Origin of the sequence: Pectobacterium brasiliense (assembly GCF_013449685.1) — a bacterium.
Taxonomy (GTDB): Bacteria; Pseudomonadota; Gammaproteobacteria; order Enterobacterales; family Enterobacteriaceae; genus Pectobacterium; species Pectobacterium brasiliense_A.
On the sequence record NZ_JACDSF010000063.1, the window covers coordinates 22,511 to 44,613 of the forward strand.

19 protein-coding genes are annotated in these 22,103 nt (G+C 56.4%); 9 read left to right on the forward strand and 10 right to left on the reverse strand.

Annotated features, from left to right (window positions below; genetic code table 11):
- Window positions 1-221 precede the first annotated feature (221 nt).
- A complete protein-coding gene (locus H0248_RS19510; RefSeq protein ID WP_180787162.1) occupies window positions 222-1,151 on the forward strand; it encodes a LysR family transcriptional regulator in 930 nt (309 codons plus the stop codon).
- Here H0248_RS19510 and H0248_RS19515 read toward each other — a convergent pair.
- The 4 genes from H0248_RS19515 to H0248_RS19530 all read right to left on the reverse strand — a co-directional run bounded on the left by H0248_RS19515 (window position 1,138) and on the right by H0248_RS19530 (window position 8,011).
- A complete protein-coding gene (locus tag H0248_RS19515) occupies window positions 1,138-1,866 on the reverse strand; it encodes a DUF6250 domain-containing protein (protein WP_180787163.1) in 729 nt (242 codons plus the stop codon). The two genes, H0248_RS19510 and H0248_RS19515, sit on opposite strands and share 14 nt — an antisense overlap.
- The gene (locus H0248_RS19520; RefSeq protein ID WP_180787164.1) at window positions 1,866-4,649 is read right to left on the reverse strand and encodes an exo-rhamnogalacturonan lyase family protein; all 2,784 of its coding nucleotides are present in this window, start codon (window positions 4,647-4,649) and stop codon (window positions 1,866-1,868) included. Before H0248_RS19520 ends, H0248_RS19515 begins: the two co-directional genes overlap by 1 nt.
- 4 nt (window positions 4,650-4,653) lie before the next feature.
- Window positions 4,654-6,873: a TonB-dependent receptor gene (locus tag H0248_RS19525; RefSeq protein ID WP_240346006.1), complete on the reverse strand. Its 2,220-nt coding sequence runs from the start codon at window positions 6,871-6,873 to the stop codon at window positions 4,654-4,656.
- Between the two features lie 130 nt (window positions 6,874-7,003).
- Window positions 7,004-8,011, reverse strand: coding sequence for an ABC transporter substrate-binding protein (locus tag H0248_RS19530; protein WP_180787166.1), 1,008 nt, complete (start codon window positions 8,009-8,011; stop codon window positions 7,004-7,006).
- A gap of 456 nt (window positions 8,012-8,467) precedes the next feature.
- On the opposite strand from H0248_RS19530, the gene H0248_RS19535 reads away from it, so the two are divergent.
- The 7 genes from H0248_RS19535 to aguA all read left to right on the forward strand — a co-directional run bounded on the left by H0248_RS19535 (window position 8,468) and on the right by aguA (window position 15,185).
- A complete protein-coding gene (locus H0248_RS19535) occupies window positions 8,468-9,346 on the forward strand; it encodes an energy transducer TonB (protein WP_180787167.1) in 879 nt (292 codons plus the stop codon).
- Between the two features lie 10 nt (window positions 9,347-9,356).
- Window positions 9,357-10,073: a MotA/TolQ/ExbB proton channel family protein gene (locus H0248_RS19540; RefSeq protein WP_010281558.1), complete on the forward strand. Its 717-nt coding sequence runs from the start codon at window positions 9,357-9,359 to the stop codon at window positions 10,071-10,073.
- A 1-nt stretch (window position 10,074) separates the two neighbouring features.
- Window positions 10,075-10,476: an ExbD/TolR family protein gene (locus tag H0248_RS19545; RefSeq protein ID WP_010281556.1), complete on the forward strand. Its 402-nt coding sequence runs from the start codon at window positions 10,075-10,077 to the stop codon at window positions 10,474-10,476.
- 21 nt (window positions 10,477-10,497) lie between these two features.
- Window positions 10,498-12,093: an ABC transporter permease gene (locus H0248_RS19550; RefSeq protein WP_180787168.1), complete on the forward strand. Its 1,596-nt coding sequence runs from the start codon at window positions 10,498-10,500 to the stop codon at window positions 12,091-12,093.
- 17 nt (window positions 12,094-12,110) lie between these two features.
- Window positions 12,111-12,869 carry an ABC transporter ATP-binding protein gene (locus H0248_RS19555; RefSeq protein ID WP_180787169.1) on the forward strand — a complete coding sequence of 253 codons (759 nt, stop codon included), beginning with the start codon at window positions 12,111-12,113 and terminating at the stop codon, window positions 12,867-12,869.
- Window positions 12,870-13,193: 324 nt separating this feature from the next.
- On the forward strand, window positions 13,194-14,078 hold the full coding sequence (gene aguB / locus H0248_RS19560; protein ID WP_180787170.1) for an N-carbamoylputrescine amidase: 885 nt from the start codon (window positions 13,194-13,196) through the stop codon (window positions 14,076-14,078).
- A gap of 3 nt (window positions 14,079-14,081) precedes the next feature.
- Window positions 14,082-15,185, forward strand: a complete 1,104-nt coding sequence (gene aguA / locus H0248_RS19565) for an agmatine deiminase (protein WP_180787194.1) — start codon at window positions 14,082-14,084, stop codon at window positions 15,183-15,185.
- Between the two features lie 209 nt (window positions 15,186-15,394).
- Here aguA and tpiA read toward each other — a convergent pair whose 3' ends face one another.
- On the reverse strand, window positions 15,395-16,162 hold the full coding sequence (tpiA, locus tag H0248_RS19570; protein ID WP_180787171.1) for a triose-phosphate isomerase: 768 nt from the start codon (window positions 16,160-16,162) through the stop codon (window positions 15,395-15,397).
- A 165-nt stretch (window positions 16,163-16,327) separates the two neighbouring features.
- On the reverse strand, window positions 16,328-16,927 hold the full coding sequence (locus H0248_RS19575; protein WP_180787172.1) for a YiiQ family protein: 600 nt from the start codon (window positions 16,925-16,927) through the stop codon (window positions 16,328-16,330).
- Between the two features lie 237 nt (window positions 16,928-17,164).
- Between H0248_RS19575 and H0248_RS19580 the strand changes: the two genes are divergently transcribed.
- A complete protein-coding gene (locus H0248_RS19580) occupies window positions 17,165-17,587 on the forward strand; it encodes a DUF805 domain-containing protein (RefSeq protein ID WP_010281540.1) in 423 nt (140 codons plus the stop codon).
- Window positions 17,588-17,605: 18 nt separating this feature from the next.
- Here the strand turns inward: H0248_RS19580 and fpr are convergent, their stop codons facing one another.
- The 4 genes from fpr to H0248_RS19600 form a co-directional block, all read right to left on the reverse strand.
- Window positions 17,606-18,352, reverse strand: a complete 747-nt coding sequence (gene fpr / locus H0248_RS19585) for a ferredoxin--NADP(+) reductase (RefSeq protein WP_180787173.1) — start codon at window positions 18,350-18,352, stop codon at window positions 17,606-17,608.
- A 117-nt stretch (window positions 18,353-18,469) separates the two neighbouring features.
- Complete coding sequence (glpX, locus tag H0248_RS19590; protein ID WP_116166161.1) at window positions 18,470-19,480, reverse strand: class II fructose-bisphosphatase; 1,011 nt, start codon at window positions 19,478-19,480, stop codon at window positions 18,470-18,472.
- Between the two features lie 138 nt (window positions 19,481-19,618).
- Window positions 19,619-21,130 (reverse strand): glycerol kinase GlpK, encoded by a 1,512-nt coding sequence (glpK, locus tag H0248_RS19595; RefSeq protein WP_180787174.1) that lies wholly within the window; start codon window positions 21,128-21,130, stop codon window positions 19,619-19,621.
- Window positions 21,131-21,183: 53 nt separating this feature from the next.
- Complete coding sequence (locus H0248_RS19600; protein WP_180787175.1) at window positions 21,184-22,023, reverse strand: MIP/aquaporin family protein; 840 nt, start codon at window positions 22,021-22,023, stop codon at window positions 21,184-21,186.
- Window positions 22,024-22,103: the final 80 nt, after the last annotated feature.

Consider the following 22,103-nt stretch of genomic DNA (forward strand, 5'->3'; position numbering starts at 1 on the left):
TGAAAATAACGTCATTATCGCGCACGAAACTATCTCCTGGATTACATAAAACCTATGATCAGGGACAGCATTCAGTGGATATGGGTTTCTCCCTTATCACATCAGCCGTTGCAGATATATAACCGACGAGAATATAAACATCGGTTTTATTATTTTTTCTGCACCAACAGACCTGCTAGCCTGCCTATTCCTTCCGTCTTGATGACACGCCGATTGCCGCTATGAATATCGATCTCCGCCAACTGCGTCACTTTATTGCCCTGATTGAGCATCGCAATTTTACGTCGGCGGCACAGGCGATGAAGCTTTCCCAATCCGCTTTTAGCCGCAGCATCCAGTCGCTGGAGCAGACCATTGGCACCCGTCTGATTGATCGCATGAACCAGTTGGAGCCGACGCCGAAAGGATTGGTGGTGCTGGAACACGCGCGTCGCCTGATTAATCAGACGCACGATCTGTTTAACGACATTCAACAGTTCAATGAGAAAGAAGCGGGCGAAGTGAATTTTGGCTGCGGTCCGGCTCCCGCCGCCTGGCTTATGCCTCAGGTGATCGGGGCTTTCTCGCGACACTACCCAAAGGTAAGGATGGTCTTTCGCGTCGATAACTGGCAGGCGCTGGGCCATCGGCTGATGGCCGAAGAGCTGGATTTCATCGTGGCGGATATGCGCAACTTTGAATTTGATACTCGCTATCGCGTACAGCCGCTGAGCCAGCACCGCTGGGGCTTCTGCTGCCGCAGCGGACACCCGCTGGCGACGCAGGAAGAGATTACCGTCGAGCAGTTCTTTTCCTACCCGCTGGCGGCAACGATTCGCCCGCCCAACCTGCACCGCGCGCTGGTACAGCTGAGCGGTAAGCTGGATATTCGCACCAGCATTGAGTGTGAGAATGGCTACAGTCTTCTGGACGTAGTACGTCATTCGGATGCCATTGGGACGACCAATCATTTCAACGAGCCCGATCGGCATGGTATTCACATGTTGAAGATTGCCGGTCTGGACGACAACACCGATGAATTTTATACCCACTACGGCATTATTTATCTGGCTGACGCCCGCCTATCGCTGCTGGTGCGCAAGCTGATTGAAACCTTCGTGCAGGTCGATAGCGACCTGCACGGTACGCCCGTAGCGCTTACAGCGGAGTGATGCTGAATTCGCTGATTTCCTGACGCGAAAATACCGTCCGAAAGCCGAAATAGCCCGGAGCCGGCTTATTCGGATAACTGGCGTGGAAATAGAGCACATCGTCGACCCAAAAACGGGTTTCCCGCCGATCCACTTCAATCACGATGCGATAGCGATGATGAGGACGCAGCAGATGCGCGGCATCGGTGTACTCGCCGAGCAGCAGGCGCTCGCCGTGACCGTCGTAATAGCGAAAGCGCGTGGTGCTGTTCCAGTTACCGCCTATCCCGACATAGTACAGATTCAGGCTGTCATACTCGTTGAGCTTGCCGTACCGGGTAAACAGGTTCGGGTGGTGCAGGTCGCGCGCGGCCCAGAACTGGTTCAGGTCGGATACGCGGTCGTAAGGGCGATCCGCGACCAGAACTTCCCGCGTAAAGGCGATGCGATAGGTGCCCGAGAGCGGGGCATCCAGCCAGATCGTCAGCCCAGCGGCGCTTTCCAACGTCAGATGCTCTGGCGTTGTCTGGATCGCTGTGCGGTCAGGGTCTTCCTGCTCCACCTGCCAACGTAGCGGCTGGCCAGCGGAATCCGTGGACCAGAGAAACGTTGAACGGTGTGGTGAATCGATAATTTCACGCGTGCTGTCTGCCTGCGGCGACAGGAGGAGCGCGTTTTCAGTACAGCCTGGGTCAGTCATGGTGATGTCCTGTAGCGTGCCGCCGGGTGGCGGCATTAAGAAGAGGGAATGTCATCCAGCAAAGCCAGCAGGGCGATGGCCGTTAATCCCCACTGGGCGACGGCGTTGGTCGCCAGATTGGCGGCCGCGGTGCTGCCAGAATGTTTATCAATGGTGGAGTCAATTAGCGGCTCATTGATCGGATAGAGCACGATAGGAGGTGTTAAGCGCCGCTGTTCGAGAGTTGGATGGGCGATGCCGCCGCTACCAGCGGTAAACTCTGCCCAAGCGCGTTGCGCCAGCGCGCGATCGTTCAATTGTCGGGCGGCAAAGGCGGTCAGTCGGGCATGTCCCTGAGCCAGATTGAGCTTTTTCACCGTCTTGCCCACGGCCACACTTAACGCTACGGGGTCGTTATACAGTCGGCAGTAGTCGAGCCACGCGCGCGTAAAGGCGGGGTCGGGCAACGCCTCAACCAGTTCGCTACAGATTTCCGTCAGACCGAAAACCGCGCTGAGGTGTGAAATTTCTACCTGATCCGCAGGCGCGGGAAGAAAGCGGCCGGTATCGGGGTCAATGGCCGATCCACCGGTGAAAAAGCCGTGCGGCTGGGCGGCAATGGTTTGCATACTGGTGAGCAGGCGTGCGCGCATTGCCGGATCGCCGTGCCGCTCCCAGGCGGTTAGCCACGCGGCCGCGACAGCGCCCCAATCGGTGCCGAAACCCAGGCTGATATGATTGGGGTTATCGGGATGTGTCTGCCCGATTTTGCGGCCGGGCAGCACGGTGCCAAGCGTGCGCAGCGCCTCGACCTGTTCGTCCATCAGTTCACCGATGCGCTCATCGGCGGTGAGATAGTAGAGAAAGCGGCGGTTGGCGACGGTAGAAATGCGCAGCTGTTTGGCGCTGTCTCCCCAGTGGCGGACATTGTGCCGCGACCCCAGCGGACTAAAGCGTCCCAGATGGTGTACGTCAACTTCGCCCGTGTGGCGCGTCATGGCTTCCGCCATGCGAAACGCCTCGGCGCGCCCGCTGTGCAGGAAGTAATACCAGAGCCACAGATCGGTGCTGAGTTCCGAGTTATCCCATGCGTAGCCACCCACATCGTAGCGCCAGACGTGACGGTCGCTGTCATAGGTGTGCATCACGTCGCCGAAATCCCAAAAGCCGTACCATTTACGCTGTTCGACTTCCTGCTGATAGACGTCGAAATACGCATCCAGCTGTTTCTCCAGCCTGATGCGGCCGGGCGTAGTGGCAGAGGAAGAAGGGGCGGAAGCGGGTGCCCACAGTGTTCCAAATGCCTGCGCGCGATGCAGATCCTGTGCGCCCGCCACCAGCAGCGGTGGTTGCTGCATGCGCCGCGCCCGATTCACCAGATTTTCCGCGTCTGGCGTTGCGGGCAGCACATCGATAAACAGTTCGCTGGTGCGCGCCACGCCGACCGCCGAACCGAAGCCCGGTTCGTAATCTTCGTAGGTAATTGCCAGCCCCTCGCGTTGTTTGTCATGGGTATCTTGACCCAGCCCGTCGTGATAAAAGCGCATATCCATCGGTTCTGCCCACGGTGACCACAGCCAGAGTGTGACGGTCGCCGTGTCAGTGTGGGCATTGTCGATTTCCAGACAGGCCGGGTAGCTCTGCCAGAAATGACGCAGGCCGAACGCCACGCCACCTTTCGACGTACCCAGATAACCGACGCCCGCTGCCCGTTCGCCCGTAGCAGAAAGGAGCCAGCCCTGTCCGGCAGCCGTGCGTTTGTGTATCTGGAAGCCGTCAGGGTGGTGCTGGGTCAGGCGATAGCTGCCAAACGCGGGGATGTAATCCAGCCGTTTCCCGACCTCCGGTGAAAAATCCGCTATCGGCGGCGTGGCTTTCCCCGCCAGCTGTGCCGCGATAACGGTTGCGCCGGGATCGCGACGTAGTCCACTCAGGCCGCGTACCGCCTCACGAAAGAGCCCGCCCTGATCTGAAACGAAACGTACGTGGCGATCGTGCAGTTCTCCCTGTAGCGGAACGTCGAACGCCAGACCCAGCCCTTTCAGGCTGAAGTGGTCGTCGTCGTTGTCATAGATCAACGTGTGTAGGACACGCAGTGAATCGGTGTTCGCATAGCTATAAAGCCGGATAATAAAGGGGATGCGCGTCACCCCCTGCGGTTGAGCGTGGTGTGTACCGCGTAGTGCAATCACCGTCCGCTGCGGCCCGTTTTGCTCCACCGTGACCGTCTCGATCACGCCCTGATAGGCATCCTGCGTCAGTGTGCTATCTGTCTCTGTCCCTCTCTGCATGCGCAGCACCAGCCTGCCGTTGGTTAACGCCAGACGATTATCCCGCCAGATTTCTTCGATCAAATGGGTGCCCGAACGAGGAATCACGCAGCGAATGTGTCCGGTATCCACCGTCCAGCCGTGGGCATGTTCGCTGACCATCCCGGAACCCGATTGCTCCTCTGCTTGGGCTGTCGGCCGCAGCGTTAGCCCGTCTTCCGGCGGCGCGTCGCCACCGATGGCATGTGCTGACCATTTAATCGATCCGTCCGGCCAGCGAGCCAGCGGCCAGCTTTGCAGGTCATAAGCTCGCTGCTGTGCATCATGCAGTTGGAAACCGCTGTCGTTGCGCACCGCCCCCTGCGGCCAGGGGACGCCCCAGGTCACGCCGGTGAACGCGCGGGGCGGCTGTCCGTCCAGCCAGCGTAGGCCGACCTGCGGCACCACTTCACCAGCGTAGGCAGAGGCAAGCGGCGCGGCGGCGTGTGCAGATCTCCAGAACGGGGCCGACAACGCCAGCAGCGTGCTGTCGCGCAGGAAGCGTCGGCGTGAGTAAGCCATCTTGTCCATGACGTTAGCCCTTGAAATCGTAGCCGACGGAGATCCCGACCATGCGCGGTTCACCAATCACGCCCGTTGTGGCGCTGGAGCCTCTGACGGAGCGGTAGTAGTTTTTATCCAGCGCGTTTTTCACCCACAGCGACACGTTCCAGCGGTTGTCACCTTGCTTGCCGCTCAGCCCGCTAGACAGGTTCAGGACGCCATACGCTGGAATGCGGTTGTATTCGGAATCGTCGAGCGTACCGTAGGCCCAGCTCCGCCATGACCATTGACCGGAAACTGAGGCTTGCAGATTATTTGGCGTATCCCATTGGTAACGCACACGCGTGTTGTAGCTCAGCGTCGGGGACTTGAAGACGCGCTTCCCAGACATATCGCACGAGACGGCGGAGATTTCTGCCGGGCAGCGGGCGTTAGAGAAGTTCAGGTAGCGGGCATCCAGAACGGTACCGGCCAGGCTGATGCTCAGCCCGTCAATCGGGCGTACCGTCAGTTGCGTTTCGCCGCCGCGCGAGCGGAATTTCCCGGCGTTAATCAGATAGCTGGTATCCGTTTCCTCGTCATAGGCATTGTTCTGGAAATCTTCGACGACGCTCCAGAACAGCGCGGTATTCCATTCCACTTTGCGCTGTAGCCAGTGAGTTTTAACCCCCAGCTCCGCGGAACGGGTTTTCTCTGGATCGACGTACAGCGAATCGATCCCCAACTGTCGTGCCGCTCCAGATGATACGTTCAGGCCACCGGATTTTTCCCCGTAGCCCAGCGTGACGTAAGGCGTGACATTCGGTGCCGCGAACCAGTTCAGGCTGATGGAGCCAGAAGGCAGATGGTTGGTTTGCGAGAGCGGGCCGGAGTCAAAGGTGGCGCGATTTTTACGCTGGAATGTTCCCTCTTTCTTTTCATAGGTTTGACGCAGACCGACAATGACATCGAGTTTATCGGCGGCATGCCAGGTCCTGCGGCCATAGACGGAATAGACGGTGTCATCCAGCGTGCCAAAGCGCTGAACGTTAATGCCCTGATAGCCATTTCCGACCCACGTCCGCACGCGGTTGTCGTTGTAGTAGCGACTGTTTGCCTCGGTATCGAGGTTTTCTCCCCAGTAATCGACGCCCACTGAATAATCGAAGGTATTGCCTTTGGGCGAGTCGAGCCAAAAACTTTGCGACCAGACGCGATCGCGTACGTCAGCGCCGCTGTCGCGATAGAGCGGGATATTCCAGTTATCCGCCGTGCTGGGCAGCACGCGGAAATAGCGCAGTGATGACAGAGAGTTGAGGCTATAGCCGCTCTTCAGCTTCCAGTTGGCCTCTACCGAGCCACCGCCTTGCGCAACACGAATAATATTCTCGTCATCCATCGCGACCTGACGACCGCCGACGACCTTGAGGCCAGTTTGTTGCGCGCGGGCGCGGAAATCGTCAGTTGCACTGACCAGTACCGAGACCGGACGCTGGGTGGAATCGCTGTAGTCACCGGTGATTCTGAGGCTAAAGCTGTCATTCGGCTGATACAGCAACTGACCGCGCACGCCGTTATTGGTGCTGCCTCCCAGCTTATGGCCGTTTTCGATATTCGTGACGTTTCCGCCACGCTCCGTGCGTGACAGGTTGATACGTCCCGCCCAGTGGTCGCTGAGTGGCCCGGATGCCATCAGTTTGGATTGCAGATAGCCGCGCTGCCCGAACGATTGTTCCAGTGAATATTCAGGCGTGAAGGTCGGTTTGCGGGTGCGAATATCAATTGCGCCGCCAGTGGTATTGAAGCCGTAGGCCGTGCCCTGCGGGCCTTTCAATACGCGGGTGCTGTCGATATCCAGCAAGTCATTAGAGATGACGCCGGGGCGTGACAAGTAAACACCATCGACAAACAGTCCCACGCTGCCCGGCATACCGATGTTGGTGCCGCTCTCGCCGCCGTCGCCAATCCCACGAATAGTCACGGTAGTATCCATTACATCGACGGTATCGACATCCAGCCCTGTTACCAGTTGCGACAGTTCTTCAAAGCGGTAGATCCGCTCTTCTTCGAGCGTTTTGCCATCGATCACCGATGCCAGCGTGGTCGGTGGTTGAACAGGTGTACGCTGAGCATTCACTTTCACACGCTTTAGTTGAACGGGGGCGGCGGTTGCTGCCTCGGTGCTGGGTGTGATCTGTTGTGATGGGTGATCCGTTGTGATTTGCGGATCGGCTGCTCGCGCTATCGCGGGCAGCGTTAAGACGCAGCTCATTAAAATTCCCGATGTTATTTTTCGCTGGTGTTTTTTTAAATACATAGCTTCGTCCGAATATCGTCAATAGGCTGCCGATTGCCGTGAATGTCACGGCAATACGTGGGTTATAATTTTTTGGGGGAATAAATTACTGAGTTGCTTTTAGATAAGAATCATCCAGCCATTTATCGACATCAAAAGGCTGCCGAATAAGGCGTGATTCATAGGCCAATGTGACGGCGCGTTTTAATTTTTCAACAAAGGCCGGATCCAATTCGGGTGAAAGACGCTCGGTTAATGGCGGCAATGTATCCCATTCGACGCGTAATATATTTTCCGGATAACCTGACTGGGTGGCCAAGAGCTGAATAAATTCATCTTTATTTTTAGCATCGCTGGCCCAGTTTGCTGCTTCGCGCTGAACTTTAACTAAGCGCCGCAGAATATCTTCGTTGCCTTTGGCAAATTTCTCATCTACCAGCAGGAAGCCGCTGAGCTGGCCTGCGCCGTCGAGGTCACGGCTCGACAGCGGAATGTCCGCCAGCCCTTTATCCCGCAGCGAAAGCGTATTGCTGCCGCCCCAGGTAGCGTCAATCTGCCCAGCGGCTAACGCCGCGCTGGCTGCTGCGAAATCGAGATTGATCAGCTTCACATCAGAAGGCTTCAGGCCCTGTGAATCGAGCGCGCTAACGAAGGACAGCTCGCCCGCTGTTCCGCGAAAGATACCAATACGTTTGCCTTTCAAGTCGGGGATTTTCTCAATACCGGAGCCTTTCGCTACCGCCAGATAATGGTTGATGCCGCGTGATGCTACGGCGATCACGCGCGTATCCAGCCCGCGCGCACGGCCGATAATGCTGGCTAAATCCCCCAGATAGGCCACGTCAACCTGATGGTTGCCGAACGCTTCATTGATAACGGGGCCTGCGCCTTTAATAAACGTCCAGCGGACGCTGATCCCGTCTTTGCCAAACTCGCGCTCCAGCAGCTTCTGGCTGTGGATGACGTCAAGCAGGCCGCCGCCGCTGGGTTTTGTGCCTGCGCCGATGTCTGGCGCGGCAATACGAATTTCAGTAATCGCCGATGCAATGCCTGACCAAGCTATTCCCATTGCCAATAAGCTGGTCACTAACCATTTTCGTCCTGATGTTTTCATTTTTCGCCCGCCAGTGATGAAGTGTTTGAATGTGAGTGTGCGAATATCTCTGTTGTTATTGCGCCGGTTTAGCGCGGCGTCATCTTGTTGCAGAAACACATTTAAAGGCTTGGCAATAAACTGACTAATACAAAAAAAGCATTATTATTTTTAGTAAATAGCTAAATCAGCATTCATCGCTTATTTCATCGTTATGCAGCGAACGAAAAAAAACTATTCCAACTATGCATTAGCCTGTTTGGGTTTATTGCCTTTAGTTTGTCGGTAGGTAGGGGCGTCATTATCTTTCCGATGAAATAAATAATTAAATGAATATCGATATGCAGATACATACGTTGACTTTATTAAGCACTCGAGAAGAATCGATTATTCCAACGCTATTTCAGGTCATCTATCCATGACGCCTGCAATGTGAAGTATGACGGGTATAAATAAACACGGTCAGGAGCACATACCATGACGGAATTACTCTATGCGGGAGCGGCGTCAGGATCCCGGTCTTATTCACCGGAGCCGACTCCGCACGCCAGCCGGGTGAGCGGCGTCGTGCAGCCGCGCTTGCCGGCGTTGAATACGACGGTTTCGTCCCGACCGGAACGCTGGCTGGCGGTGGTCGCGACGTTGCTATTGCACGCGGCGGTACTGGCGTTATTCAACAGCGCATCGACACCGCCCGTTACGGTACCTGCCCGGCCACAGCCTGTCAGCGTCGAGCTGGTTGCTGCGGTTGCCGAACCAGTGCCACAGCCCCAACCTGTCGAACCTGAACCTATTGAACCTGACGTCGTAACGCCACCGCCGGAACTCGCTCCGCCGCCCGTGGACAAGCCGGTGGATGACAACGCGCTGTTGCCGCCAGTGCCCGAGAAAAAAGAACCTGAGAGAAAAGCGCCCGAGAAAAAGCCGGAACCTGCGCCGAAAAAGGTCGCGGTGAAAAAGAATCCGCCCGCACCGACGCCGAAATCTCAGGCGGAAGTCGCATCGGCAGCAGCCCCGATAACGCCTGCTCCGGTGGCGCAACAGGCGGTCGCACAGCCCGTTGACGCGCCGTTGACGCCGCCGCTCGCGAATGCTGATTACCTGCACAATCCCGCACCGTCTTATCCCGACGTGGCGATTAGCCGTGGTTATGAAGGCACCGTGCTGTTGAACGTACAGGTGCGTGCCGACGGCAAGGTGCAAACCATTCGTATCCATCAATCAAGCGGCTATCCCTCGCTGGATGACGCCGCCAGAGATACGGTGCGGCGCTGGTCTTTCGTTCCGGCGCGCCGTGGCAGTCAACCGGTTAGCGGCTGGGTGGTTGTTCCCGTCGATTTTTCGCTAAATTCATGAGGTATTGGTTATGACGCTCGGACACATTGAACTCTTTTCTGCGGAAGGCGCAGTGATTCTGTTGCTGCTGTTATTTTCTCTCGTCACCTGGGGACTGGGGCTACTGAAATTCGTCCAATATGGGCGGGCGCAGCGGCGCGATCGACGCTTTCGTGCTGCCTTCTGGCAGCAGGATGACGTCAGCCAGACGCCAGAAACCAGCGCAAAACAGCCCGGTTCACTCGCCAATCTGGCGCTGGCCGCGGTCAAAGCGCCGGAGCGGATCAGCGGGCAGCTTGCTCTGAATATTCATCTGCCCGATCGGGTTGAGCGTGCGCTGCAACAGCAGATTCAGCGTGAACGCCGTTCGCTGGAAAGTGGGCTGGCGGTTCTGGCCAGTATCGGCAGCACGTCACCGTTTATCGGCCTGTTTGGTACCGTTTGGGGCATTATGGCGGCGTTGCAGGAGATTGGGCTTTCTGGTTCTGCCAGCCTCGACACCGTTGCGGGGCCGATTGGCAACGCGCTGATTGCGACCGGAATCGGGATTGCCGTCGCGGTTCCTGCGGTACTGATCTACAACTACTTTTTACGTCGCCTCAAGCTGGCTGTCGCAGACATGGATGACTTCGCCCATGATGTTTACAGCGTGATGCAGGCGCATGATTTTCATGTCAGCACGTTTCATACCAGCGCTGAACCATCGGCCGCTGCTTTCTCCGTGAAGAACCTGAGAGAGGTGGTCTGATATGGCGTTTACCTCGCGTAATGATGAAGACGTCATGAGTGAAATGAATATCACGCCGCTCGTGGACGTCATGCTGGTGCTGTTGGTGGTGTTTATTGTTACCGCGCCGATGTTGACGAATGCCATTCCGATTCAGCTGCCGAAAACGTCGGCGGTGGCACCGGCCGATCGCGCCGATCCGGTGGTGATTAGCATTGATGGCGAGCAGCGCGTCTTCATCAATAAAGAAAGTCTGGCACGCGAACAGCTGGTGCCGCGTCTGCAACAGGCTAAAGCGGGTAATGCGGACTTGGTGGTGCAGGTGCAGGCGGACAAAGAGGCGAATTACGGTGCTGTCGCCGCGCTGCTGGCCGATGTCGAGCAGGCGGGGATTACACGTCTATCCCTGCTAACGCAGAAATAACGTAGCCGGATACCGACGATCATGATGCCCAAATACCCGTCGCGGATACGCTCCGCCCCTGACGTTTCGCTGACCGCCACGCTGTCGGCGGGATATTCCGCGTTGGTCATTTCATTAGTCGTTCCACTGCTGGTCCTTGCTGGCTGGTGGCTTGCCAGCCGTCACGGGTGGATGTCTGAACAGATCCTGCCTTCGCCGCTGGCGGTCATCGATAGCGCCCGGGCTTTTATCCCCGAAGAGTTGATTCATCAGTTGCCTATCAGCCTGATACGGCTGGTGATTGGCTTTAGCGGCGGGATCGCGCTGGGTCTGGTGCTCGGCAGCCTGTTTGGCCTGAATCGCCGGTTGAATGCGCTGTTTATGCCGCTCTTCACCGTCATCGCGCAGGTCCCGACGCTGGCCTGGATTCCGCTTTTGATGCTGTCACTGGGCATCGGTGAGGCGCTGAAACTGGTAGTGCTGGTGAAATCGGTAACGGTGCCGGTGACGCTTTATACCTGCGCGGGTATCCAACAGACGCCACAAAAACTGCATGAAATGGCGCGTAGCCTGCGTTTACCGCCCGCCGCCTTCCTGCGTTACCTGATTCTGCCTGCGATGCTGCCGTATGTGATGACGGGCATTCGGCTGGCGTTTTCTACCGGATGGGTCGCCTTGATCGCGGTCGAGCTACTCGCATCCAGCGAAGGGCTGGGCTATCTGCTGGTACAAAGCCGCCAGCTATTTATGCTCGATCTGGTGTTTGTCTGCATTCTGATTATTGGCGTACTGGGGTTTGCCGGGGAACGCGTGCTGCTGAAGCTGGAGCGTCGCTGGATTCACTGGCCCGCGCCAGTGCTGGGGCGAGATAGCCTGAGCACTGCGTTGCCGAGCCTGTCGCTGATGCCTTGGTTAGCGCCATTAGTACTGGTTGCGCTGTGGCAGGTGAGCAGTGTGCACGAGTGGGTGAATGTGGCCTTTCTTCCTGCACCGAGCAGCGTGATCGACGCGCTGTGGACGGGGCTGGTTCAGGGCGGGCTGTCGGCCGATCTCCATGCCAGCCTGCTGCGTGCGCTACAGGGCTTTGTGCTGGGCAGTGCGATCGGCGTGCTGGTCGGTGCGTTACTTGGCGGTTGGCGTATCGCCGACAGGCTGTTTAATCCGGCGCTGTCCGCGCTGCGCTGCGTGGCGCTATTTGCCTGGCTGCCGCTGATCACCGCCTGGTTTGGTTTAGGGGAGAGCGCCAAAATCGTGTTTATCGCCGTCGCGGCGTTCTTTCCTGTGATGCTGGCAACCCGCCAGGGGATCGCCCAGCTTCCGCCTGCGCTATTGGAAGTGGCGCAGGTTCTGCGCCTGACGCCAGTGCAGACGCTTCGCACGTTGATATTGCCCAGCGTATTGCCGCCGCTGTTTTCCGGTCTACGGCTGGCGCTGATGCATGCGTGGACGGGCGCGATTGGCGCAGAGTATTTCATGCCGTCGGGAGAGGGGTTGGGCGGCATGATGATTCGCGCGCAGCAGTTGCTTGAATCCGATCGCATCATGGCGGGCGTGGTGCTGATTGCCGCGGTGGCCGCGCTGTTTTCCCGATTGATTACCTTGTCTGAACGGCGGCTGACCCGCTGGCGCTTTGCGTGACCGTTAACGGAGAATCTATGTCCCTGCATTTTCAGCACATTACTAAACATTTTACCGTCAACGGCGCGCCGCTCACGGTGTTACAGGACATCGATCTGTCGCTGCAGGCTGGTGAACTGGTTGCGGTCATCGGTGCCAGCGGCTGTGGTAAATCGACGCTACTGCGTTTGGCGGCCGGGATTGATACCACAGAACGTGGGCGCATTCTGATTGGCGAACGGCCTGTGCAGGGTATTCCCGATGATGTCAGTCTGGTGTTTCAGGAGCCGCGCCTGTTTCCGTGGCTCACCGTGACGGACAATATTCGCCTCGGTATGCTCAATCTCGATCTTTCTCCTGCTGAAGTAGAGCGCCGCATTGCGCACTATCTCCAGATGATGGGGCTGGAAGGCTTTGCCGACGCATGGCCGCACCAGCTGTCGGGCGGAATGGCGCAGCGCGTGGCGATCGCTCGTGGGCTGGTGTCGACGCCGCGTATTCTCTTGCTGGATGAACCCTTTGGGGCGCTGGATGCGCTGACTAAACAGCAGTTGCAGGAGCGTCTGGCGGAGATTCGCCAGCAAACAGATTTGACGATCCTGCTGGTGACACACGATGTGGAAGAGGCGGTTTTTCTGGCGGACAGCGTGGTGGTGATGTCGCCCCGGCCTGGCCGGATTAGCAGGATTCTGCCGATAAATCTCACTTATCCCCGCGACCGAACCAGCACTGCATTGTTGGAGCAACGACAAGCGGTCAGTCAGGCGCTACATAAGGCGGATACTGTTGAAGCCTGATGCTGTTGCCTACTGCTTTCTCTCAATCTTAATCATCGATAGAAACCGCCGTGGAAAAGGCGGTTTTTCTTTTCTGCTCGTCACGCGAGATCATTCATTTTCAGCATAGTGAAGTCTCGTCATTAACTGGCATAATGCGCATGTCATTTTCGGTCAATACCTTAACAGGATATTCCTATTGGGCATGCGTAGGCGTGTTGGCCTACACTCGTTAAGGCCGCGCCGGTTAGTGCCGATGCATAATCGTGACCGAGAGAAACACTTATTGCCAATACTTGCCGGTAAGAAAGGGCGGGTATATATCGTTATTATTGAGGTTTTCGCATGAAAAAAGTTACCGTTGCCGCAACACAAATGGCGTGTTCCTGGGATCTGCCCAAGAATATCGAAAACGCTGAAAAACTGGTGCGACAAGCGCATGCAAAAGGCGCGCAGGTTATCCTGATTCAGGAACTGTTTGCCGCACCGTATTTCTGTATCGATCAAAGCCCGGAGCACTATGCGCTGGCGCAGGAGCTGGAAACCAGCCCGCTGATTAAGCATTTTTCCGCACTGGCGGCGGAGCTGAACGTGGTGTTGCCGTTGAGCTTCTTCGAGCGTGCCAATAACGCCTATTACAACTCGCTGGTGATGATTGACGCGGACGGCGCCGTGCTGGACGTTTACCGCAAAACGCATATTCCGAATGGTCCGGCGTATCAGGAGAAGCAATTCTTCATTCCGGGCGATACCGGTTTTAAAGTCTGGCAGACGCGCTACGCAAAAATCGGCGTGGGCATTTGCTGGGATCAGTGGTTCCCGGAAACCGCCCGCAGTCTGGCGTTGCAGGGCGCAGAGCTGATTTTCTATCCGACCGCGATTGGTTCCGAACCGGCTTACCCGGATATCGACAGCCAGCCGCACTGGACTCGCGTTCAGCAAGGTCACGCCGCCGCGAATTTGGTGCCGGTGATCGCCTCCAACCGTATCGGTACCGAAGCTAGCAAATACATCGACGGTCTGGAAATGACGTTCTACGGTTCGTCCTTTATTGCCGACCAAACGGGTGCGCTGCTGGCTCAGGCCAACAAGACAGATGAAGCGATTCTGGTGCATGAGTTTGATTTAGAAGCCATTGCTGCACAGCGTGCGTCATGGGGGCTGTTCCGCGACCGTCGCCCGGACATGTACGGCACGATTGCCACTTCTGACGGCAAGACCCGGAGATAAATGATGTCACAGCGAGCTACTCCTCATCTCACCACGCCGCATCAGGATGGTTTTGCGATGCCCGCCGAATGGGCACCGCATGATGCCGTGTGGATGATTTGGCCGTATCGTACCGACAACTGGCGCGAACAGGGCGTTCCGGCGCAGAAAACGTTCGCGCGCGTGGCGGAAGCTATCGCTCAGAACACGCCGGTGATCATGGGTGTGCCCGCACGCTACATGGCGGATGCGCAACAAGTGATGCCGGTGAACGTCACGCTGGTGGAAATGGAAAGCGACGATGCCTGGATGCGTGACACCGGTCCAACCATCGTGCTGAATCAGGCTGGTGAGCGTCGGGGTATCGACTGGCAGTTCAATGCCTGGGGCGGTGAGCTGGGCGGTCTGTACGAAGACTGGCGTCAGGATGAGAAAGTTGCGGCACAGGTGCTGGACTATCATCAGGCTGCGCGTTATGCCGCGCCGCTGATTCTGGAAGGCGGCTCGATCCATGTCGATGGTGAAGGTACGCTGCTGACCACGGCGGAATGCTTGCTCAACCCGAACCGCAACCCGCACCTGAGTAAGGCAGAAATCGAACAGCTGATGCGTGATTACCTCAGCATCTCGACGATTATCTGGCTGGAAGAGGGCGTGTACAACGACGAAACCGACGGGCATATCGATAACATGTGCTGCTTCGTGCGTCCCGGTGAAGTGGCACTGCACTGGACGGATGATGAAAACGATCCGCAGTATGCACGCTCCGTCGCGGCCTATGAGGTGCTGTCGGCCGCGCGGGATGCACAAGGGCGTGAGCTGAAAATTTGGAAGCTGCCTGCACCTGGCCCGCTCTATGCGACCAAAGAGGAAGCGCAGGGCGTGGACAGCGGCGATGCGGTTGAACGCCTTGCCGGCTCGCGTCTGGCGGGGTCTTACGTGAATTTCCTGATTAGCAATCAGCAGATCATTTTCCCGCTGCTGGATGAGAAGACGGATGACGTTGCACGCGATCTGCTGCAACAGATGTTCCCTGGCTACCTGATTAGCGGCGTGCCTGCGCGGGAAATCCTGCTGGGCGGGGGAAATATTCACTGCATTACGCAGCAAATCCCTGCGGCGAGGTAACGGTCGAGCCGTTAACTGACGGTTTAAAAGAAGGGGGCAGACAGGGATATCCGTTATAAAAAAACGCCGGGAACGTTTTTCAACGTTGCGCAAGCAACGGCCCGAAGGGTGACGGATAGGGATATCCGTCATAAAAAAGCCGGTTGGCGCGATAGCGTGAACCGGCTTTTTGATCGGACGAACCTTTGTCCGCCCGTTTTCGATAAAGCTTAGCCGCGTTTAGCGTCGGCTGCCGCTTTCACGATGACAGCAAAGGCGTCAGATTTCAGTGATGCACCGCCAACCAGCGCGCCGTCGATGTCCGGCTGGGTGAACAGCTCAGCAGCATTCGCCGCATTCACCGAACCGCCGTACTGGATGATTACTTGTTCAGCAACGGCAGCATCTTGCTTAGCGATGTGGTCACGGATGAATTTGTGAACAGCCTGAGCCTGCGCAGGAGTCGCAGATTTGCCGGTACCGATAGCCCATACAGGTTCGTAGGCGATAACGGTGTTTTCAAATGCTTGCGCGCCCAGCGTATTCAGCACGGCGTCCAGTTGACGTGCACAGACGGCTTCCGTCTGACCCGCTTCGTTTTCTGCTTCAGTTTCGCCAATGCACAGTACCGGAATCAGACCGGCATCTTTCAGCACGCCAAATTTCTTCGCAATGAATTCATCGCTTTCTTTGTGGTAGGTGCGGCGCTCAGAGTGGCCGATGATGATGTACTTCGCGCCGATATCTTTCAGCATCTCGGCAGACGTTTCGCCGGTGAAAGCGCCAGAAAGGTTCACGTCAACGTTCTGCGCGCCCAGCGCAATGCGGCTGCCGGCCAGTTGGTGATTAGCTTGATCGAGGTAGATAGCCGGTGGTGCAATCGCTACGCCACAGCCGTCAACGGTGCTGAGCTCTTTACGCAGGCCCGCGATCAGTTCGTTGACCATGCTCGTGCTGCCGTTCAGCTTCCAGTTACCCATAACTAATGGATGTCGCATCTTTTTTCCTCCAGCCGGAATCGCGAATGAATCAATATGTTAATAAATCAAGGTGTTAATGAACCGATGTATAAATTTTACTGCCTACAGGCAATATTACCTGCCCACAGTATAGAGACGAAATGTGACCGTGGCTCTGTTTTTCGTCATGAATTACCGTGTTGATCACGGTTCAGATAGCGTTAGCTTAATCGGTTCAACAGCAAAAGTTAGCCCTTTTTCACCATCATCTGCAACAACATAACGCAAGGCGCCTTCCGTTTGCGGATAAAAGCGCTTTCCTTTGCCCTTTTCCAGCAGTTCGGTGACTTTTTTCACGCTCTGTTCTTCCGTCAGCGATGGGGCGAACGTGCGTGCCAGCGCTGCCATATAGTCGATAGCCTGCTTACGACGCACCGTGGTTTCTTGTTCGCTCTGCGGCTGCGGCAGCCAGGTGATTTGCAGCGTTTTGATTTTCCCAGTGCCTTTCTCCAGCGCGGTTGAGGCATAGAGGTGGTCGTTGATCCGGCTGGCGGCGCGAGTCAACATGCTGGTGATGTTACCGGTGTCGACAACCCGAAATTCGCCAATCGGTAGCGTTGGATTGCTCAGGTTGTAGCGGGAACGGAACTGCGTGATGGTTTGATCGAAGGTAGGGGCACCAGCCAACAGATACGGCGCATTGGCTGAGGGTTTAGGCGGGAACGTCGGATCGGCACCCGCGTGAGTCTGGTACAGCACCAGCGATGATAAAACCAAAAGTGAAGCGATGCGTTTTCGTGTCATAAGGATTCGGGTCAGCCACTTCAAAAGATGTCCAGGCCAATAACGGCGGAATACGTTTGATTAAAGCGGCATTGGTACGTCGTTGTCAAAAATAGTACGTCGTTGTGAGAAATCGCACGTGGCTGACAAAAATCGCGTAAAGATGGCGGGCAACTGTCTCGGTTGAGGTAAAATCAGCCTGCGTAAAATACAGATTAATTCGGCCAGACAGGCCGACAATTCAGGGCGTTATCGTTAATGACATTACAGCAATGGTGCTTCTCGTTTAAAGGCCGAGTCGGTCGTCGTGATTTTTGGCTTTGGATGGCGATTTGGGTCGCGCTGATGGCGGTGCTGTTTACGCTATCCGGCCAAAGCTGGCTGGATACGCAATCGACGGCGTTTGGTTTGGTGGTATTGCTGTGGCCGACGGCGGCGATTATGGTGAAACGGCTGCACGACCGTAATAAGAGCGGCTGGTGGGCGCTGCTGCTCGTGGTGGCGTGGATGTTGGCTTCGGGGAATTGGACGATGTTCTCGTCCATCTGGCAGTGGGGCATTGGCCGCTTCTTGCCGATCCTGATTGTCGTGATGACGCTGCTCGACTGTGGCGTTTTTCTGGGGACAAAAGGGGAAAACCGCTTTGGAGCAGCGGCGGAACCGTTTCGCTTCCGCCGCTGATTAACAACGACCTGCAGTTTACCAATAGTTTTCGGCAGTCATATGACCGGGCCTGCGGCGCAGGTGCTTGGTCATTTGGCGCTCTTCTTTCAGCAACAGCTGAGTGTCGCGTACCATCTGCGGGTTGCCGCATAGCATGACGTGGCTTGTCGCTGCATCCATCGGCAGGCCTACGGCGGCTTCCAGCGTACCGCTGCTGATAAGCTGGGGAATGCGGCCCGTCAGCGAGCCTGTTTCTTCTTCCCGACTGACGACCGTTTGAATACGCAGTTGACTGTGGTAGCGCTGCTGTAATTGCTGCATTAGCGGCAGATAACTCAGATCGCGTGAGAAGCGGGCGGCGTGAACCAGTACGATATTCTTAAAACGCTCCAAGCCCTTGCCTTCCTGAAGAATCGACAGATAAGGGCCAATGCCTGTCCCTGTTGCCAGCATCCACAGCGTTTCACAATCAGGCACTTCTTCCAGCACGAAAAAGCCGGCAGCCTCTTTGACGATCAGGACGTCTGAACCGGGCTGCAACGCATGCAGATGCGGGCTGAGCTTACCTTCTGGCACCGTCACCAGATAAAATTCAAGCGTGGGATCGCTGGGTGCATTCACGTAGGAATAAGCGCGCTGCACTTTCTCGCCATCAATCTCCAGCGCCAGTTTGCCATACTGCCCGGCAGTGAATGCATCGGTGGGCGCGTGAACCCGAATGCTAAACAGACTTTCTGTCCAGTTTTCTACCTGAACTACCTTGCCTGTCACCCACTCAGCCATATTTTTTTGCTCCTGTTGCTTGCATTAGACGCTGCTATTTTTGCATGTAAGTCGTGCATCTACGATACGCTATTTATTAACAACTGTGAAACAATCAGTCTGCCGATCGGTGGTCAGCTACAGCAGGAACTCGTGCAGCATACGATCCTTACGATCCAGATAGTGCGTCGATTTAATCCGGCGGATCGTGCGGGATTTGCCGCGGATCAGCAGCGTTTCGGTCGTTGCCATATTGCCTTTACGCGCGATCCCGTCCAGCAAATCACCTTTGGTGATGCCAGTTGCAGAGAAAATCACGTTATCGTTGCGCGCCATGTCATCAAGCTTGAGGACGCCACCGGCTTCGATGCCCATTTGGCGGCAGCGTGCCAGCTCATCTTCACCGATACGGCGGTTTTCAGCACTATCGCCTTTGACCTGATGACGGGCGAGCAAACGCCCCTGCATGTCGCCATCAAGCGCGCGGATAACGGCTGCTGAAATTACGCCTTCTGGCGCGCCGCCGATGCCGTATAGCACGTCAACTTCGCTGTCTGGCATGCAGGTGAGGATGGACGCCGCAACGTCGCCGTCTGGGATCGCGAACACTTTCACACCCAACTGCTGCATGTCCGCGATACAGGCATCGTGGCGCGGTTTAGCGAGTATAGTCACCGTTAACTGGCTCAGCGGTTTACCCAACTTCAGTGCGACATTACGCAGGTTGTCCGCCAGCGGCAGGTTGAGGTCAATCGCGCCTTTTGCCTCGGGGCCGACAATCAACTTTTCCATGTACATGTCTGGCGCGTGCAGAAACGTGCCTTTTTCGCCAACGGCCAGCACGGCCAGCGCATTTGCCTGACCCATTGCCGTCATCCGCGTGCCTTCAATCGGATCGACAGCGATGTCTACGGCATCGCCCTGACCGGTACCGACCTGCTCGCCGATGAACAACATAGGCGCTTCGTCGATTTCCCCTTCGCCGATGACAATCTGACCGTTGATATTGACCTGATTCAGCATGATGCGCATTGCCTGTACGGCAGCATTGTCGGCGGCATTCTTGTCGCCACGGCCTAACCACTTATAGCCTGCCAGCGCGGCTGCTTCGGTGACGCGTGAGAACTCAATGGCTAATTCACGTTTCATAAATACCTGTCTATTGTCGATCGGGAAAGGAAGGGATGTGGGCGGGGATTTTATCACAACGGGGGAGAGTGGCGGTTGAACGGTAAGGAAAAAACGGGCGCGACAGGCGCGCCCGATGTGGACAGGTGCATTGGCGGATTACGCGTCGTGATCTTCCCAGTTACGGGCACGAGCCACGGCTTTCTGCCAGCCGCTGTAGCGAATGTTACGCTCTACGGTTTCGATGCTAGGACGGAATTCACGCTCAATCGTCGCTTTGCTCTTCACTTCATCCAGATCGTTCCAGAAGCCCGTCGCTAAGCCCGCCAGGAAAGCTGCACCCAGCGCGGTGGATTCACGTACTTCCGGACGTTCCACACGCGTGCCGAGAATATCGGACTGGAACTGCATCAGGAAGTTGTTGGCGACTGCACCGCCGTCGACACGCAGCGCTTTCAGGCGGGTATCAGCGTCTGCCTGCATGGCATCCAGTACGTCGCGGGTCTGGAAGGCAATCGATTCCAGCGTCGCACGGATGATGTGGTTAGCATTCACACCACGGGTCAGACCGAAGATCGCGCCACGGGCATACGGGTCCCAGTAAGGAGCACCCAAACCGGTGAAGGCAGGGACGACATAAACGCCGTTAGAATCCTTCACTTTCGTCGCGAAATATTCGGAGTCCATTGAGTCGCCGATCAGCTTCAGCTCGTCACGCAGCCATTGGATGGAGGCACCGCCAACGAACACGGAGCCTTCCAGCGCGTAGTTCACTTCGCCGCGTGGGCCGCAGGCGATGGTGGTCAGCAGACCGTGTTTAGACAGCACCGCTTCTTTACCGGTATTCATCAGCAGGAAGCAGCCCGTGCCGTAGGTGTTTTTCGCCATGCCAGGGTTGACGCAAAGCTGGCCGTACAGCGCCGCCTGCTGGTCACCCGCGATACCGGCGATAGGAATACGCGTGCCGCCTTTACCGCCAATGTTGGTCTGGCCGTAAATTTCTGAAGATGCGCGCACTTCTGGCAGCATTTCGCGCGGGATATCCAGCGCTTCCAGCATGCGGGTATCCCATTCCAGCGTATGAATGTTAAACAGCATGGTGCGGGAGGCGTTGGTGTAATCCGTTACGTGAACACGCCCTTGCGTCATTTTCCAAATCAGCCAGGTGTCGATGGTACCAAACAGCAGTTCACCGCGTTTGGCGCGCTCGCGAGAGCCTTCAACGTGATCCAGAATCCATTTCACTTTGGTGCCGGAGAAGTAGGGGTCGACCACCAGACCGGTGGTGTTGCGCACGTACTCTTCCAGACCGTCTTTCTTCAGCTTTTCGCAAATTTCAGCGGTACGGCGACACTGCCAGACGATGGCGTTATAAATCGGCTTGCCGCTCTCTTTTTCCCATACGACGGTGGTTTCACGCTGGTTGGTGATACCAATGCCTGCGACTTCATCTGCGCTGATGTCGGCTTTAGCCAACACTTCGTTCAGCGTTGAGCTTTGTGATGCCCAAATCTCCATCGGATCATGCTCTACCCAGCCTGCTTTTGGATAGATCTGAGTGAATTCACGCTGTGAAACGCTAACGATATTCGCATCGTGATCCAGTACGATGGCGCGGGAGCTGGTTGTGCCCTGATCGAGCGCGACAATGTATTTTTTTTCCGGGTTCATAAATCCAATCCTGTAATGATTAACCGTGAAATAGGATGGTCGTGGCGTTAAGTTTAACGGCCTTCACGACGCGGGGTACTTTCTGCCTCGGGTTCGCACACATCACATGGCAGATTGTGGCCAATCAGTGCGCGATAACCGAAGGCACCCAGGCAGGCACCGATAATCGGGCCAAAGATGGGAACCAGGAAGTAAGGAATGTCGCGTGCGCCAGTGAAGGCCACGTTGCCCCAGCCCGCCAGAAACGCGAACAGTTTAGGACCAAAGTCACGCGCGGGGTTAAGAGCGAAGCCGGTCAGTGGCCCCATGGACGCACCGATAACGGCAATCAAAATACCGATCAGCAGCGGAGCGAGTGGCCCGCGTGGGATACCGTTACCATCATCGGTCAGCGCCAGAATCAGGCACATCAGGATAGCGGTGATGACGGTTTCAACCAGCAGCGCCTGCATAACGGAAATGTGTGGGTTCGGATAGGTTGAGAAAATGCCCGCTAAACTCAGGCTTTCCGTACTGCCGCGCACCATATTGTTGGCTTGTTCAAAGTCCACGAACAGATTGTGATACAGACCGTAGACCAGTGCGGCGGCACAAAATGCCCCAGCAATCTGCGCCAGAATGTAAGGCACCACCTTGCGCCCATCGAAACAGGCAAACAGCCACAGGGCGATAGTAACGGCCGGGTTGAGGTGAGCACCAGAAATCGCGGCGGTCAGGTAGATTGCCATCGCAACCCCCAGACCCCAAATGATGCTGATCTCCCACTGCCCGAAGCTGGCTCCCGCCAGTTTCAAGGCGGCGACGCAGCCGACACCGAAGAAAATCAGCAGGCCAGTGCCGAGAAACTCGGCGATGCACTGGCCTTTTAGCGTTGAACGTTCTGCTTGGCTCATGTTTTTTTCCTGCTGGGTAACGTACAGAGTGGTAGGTCTAAGGATACCGTGGGGCATCCTCTGTTTTAAATGTATTTATG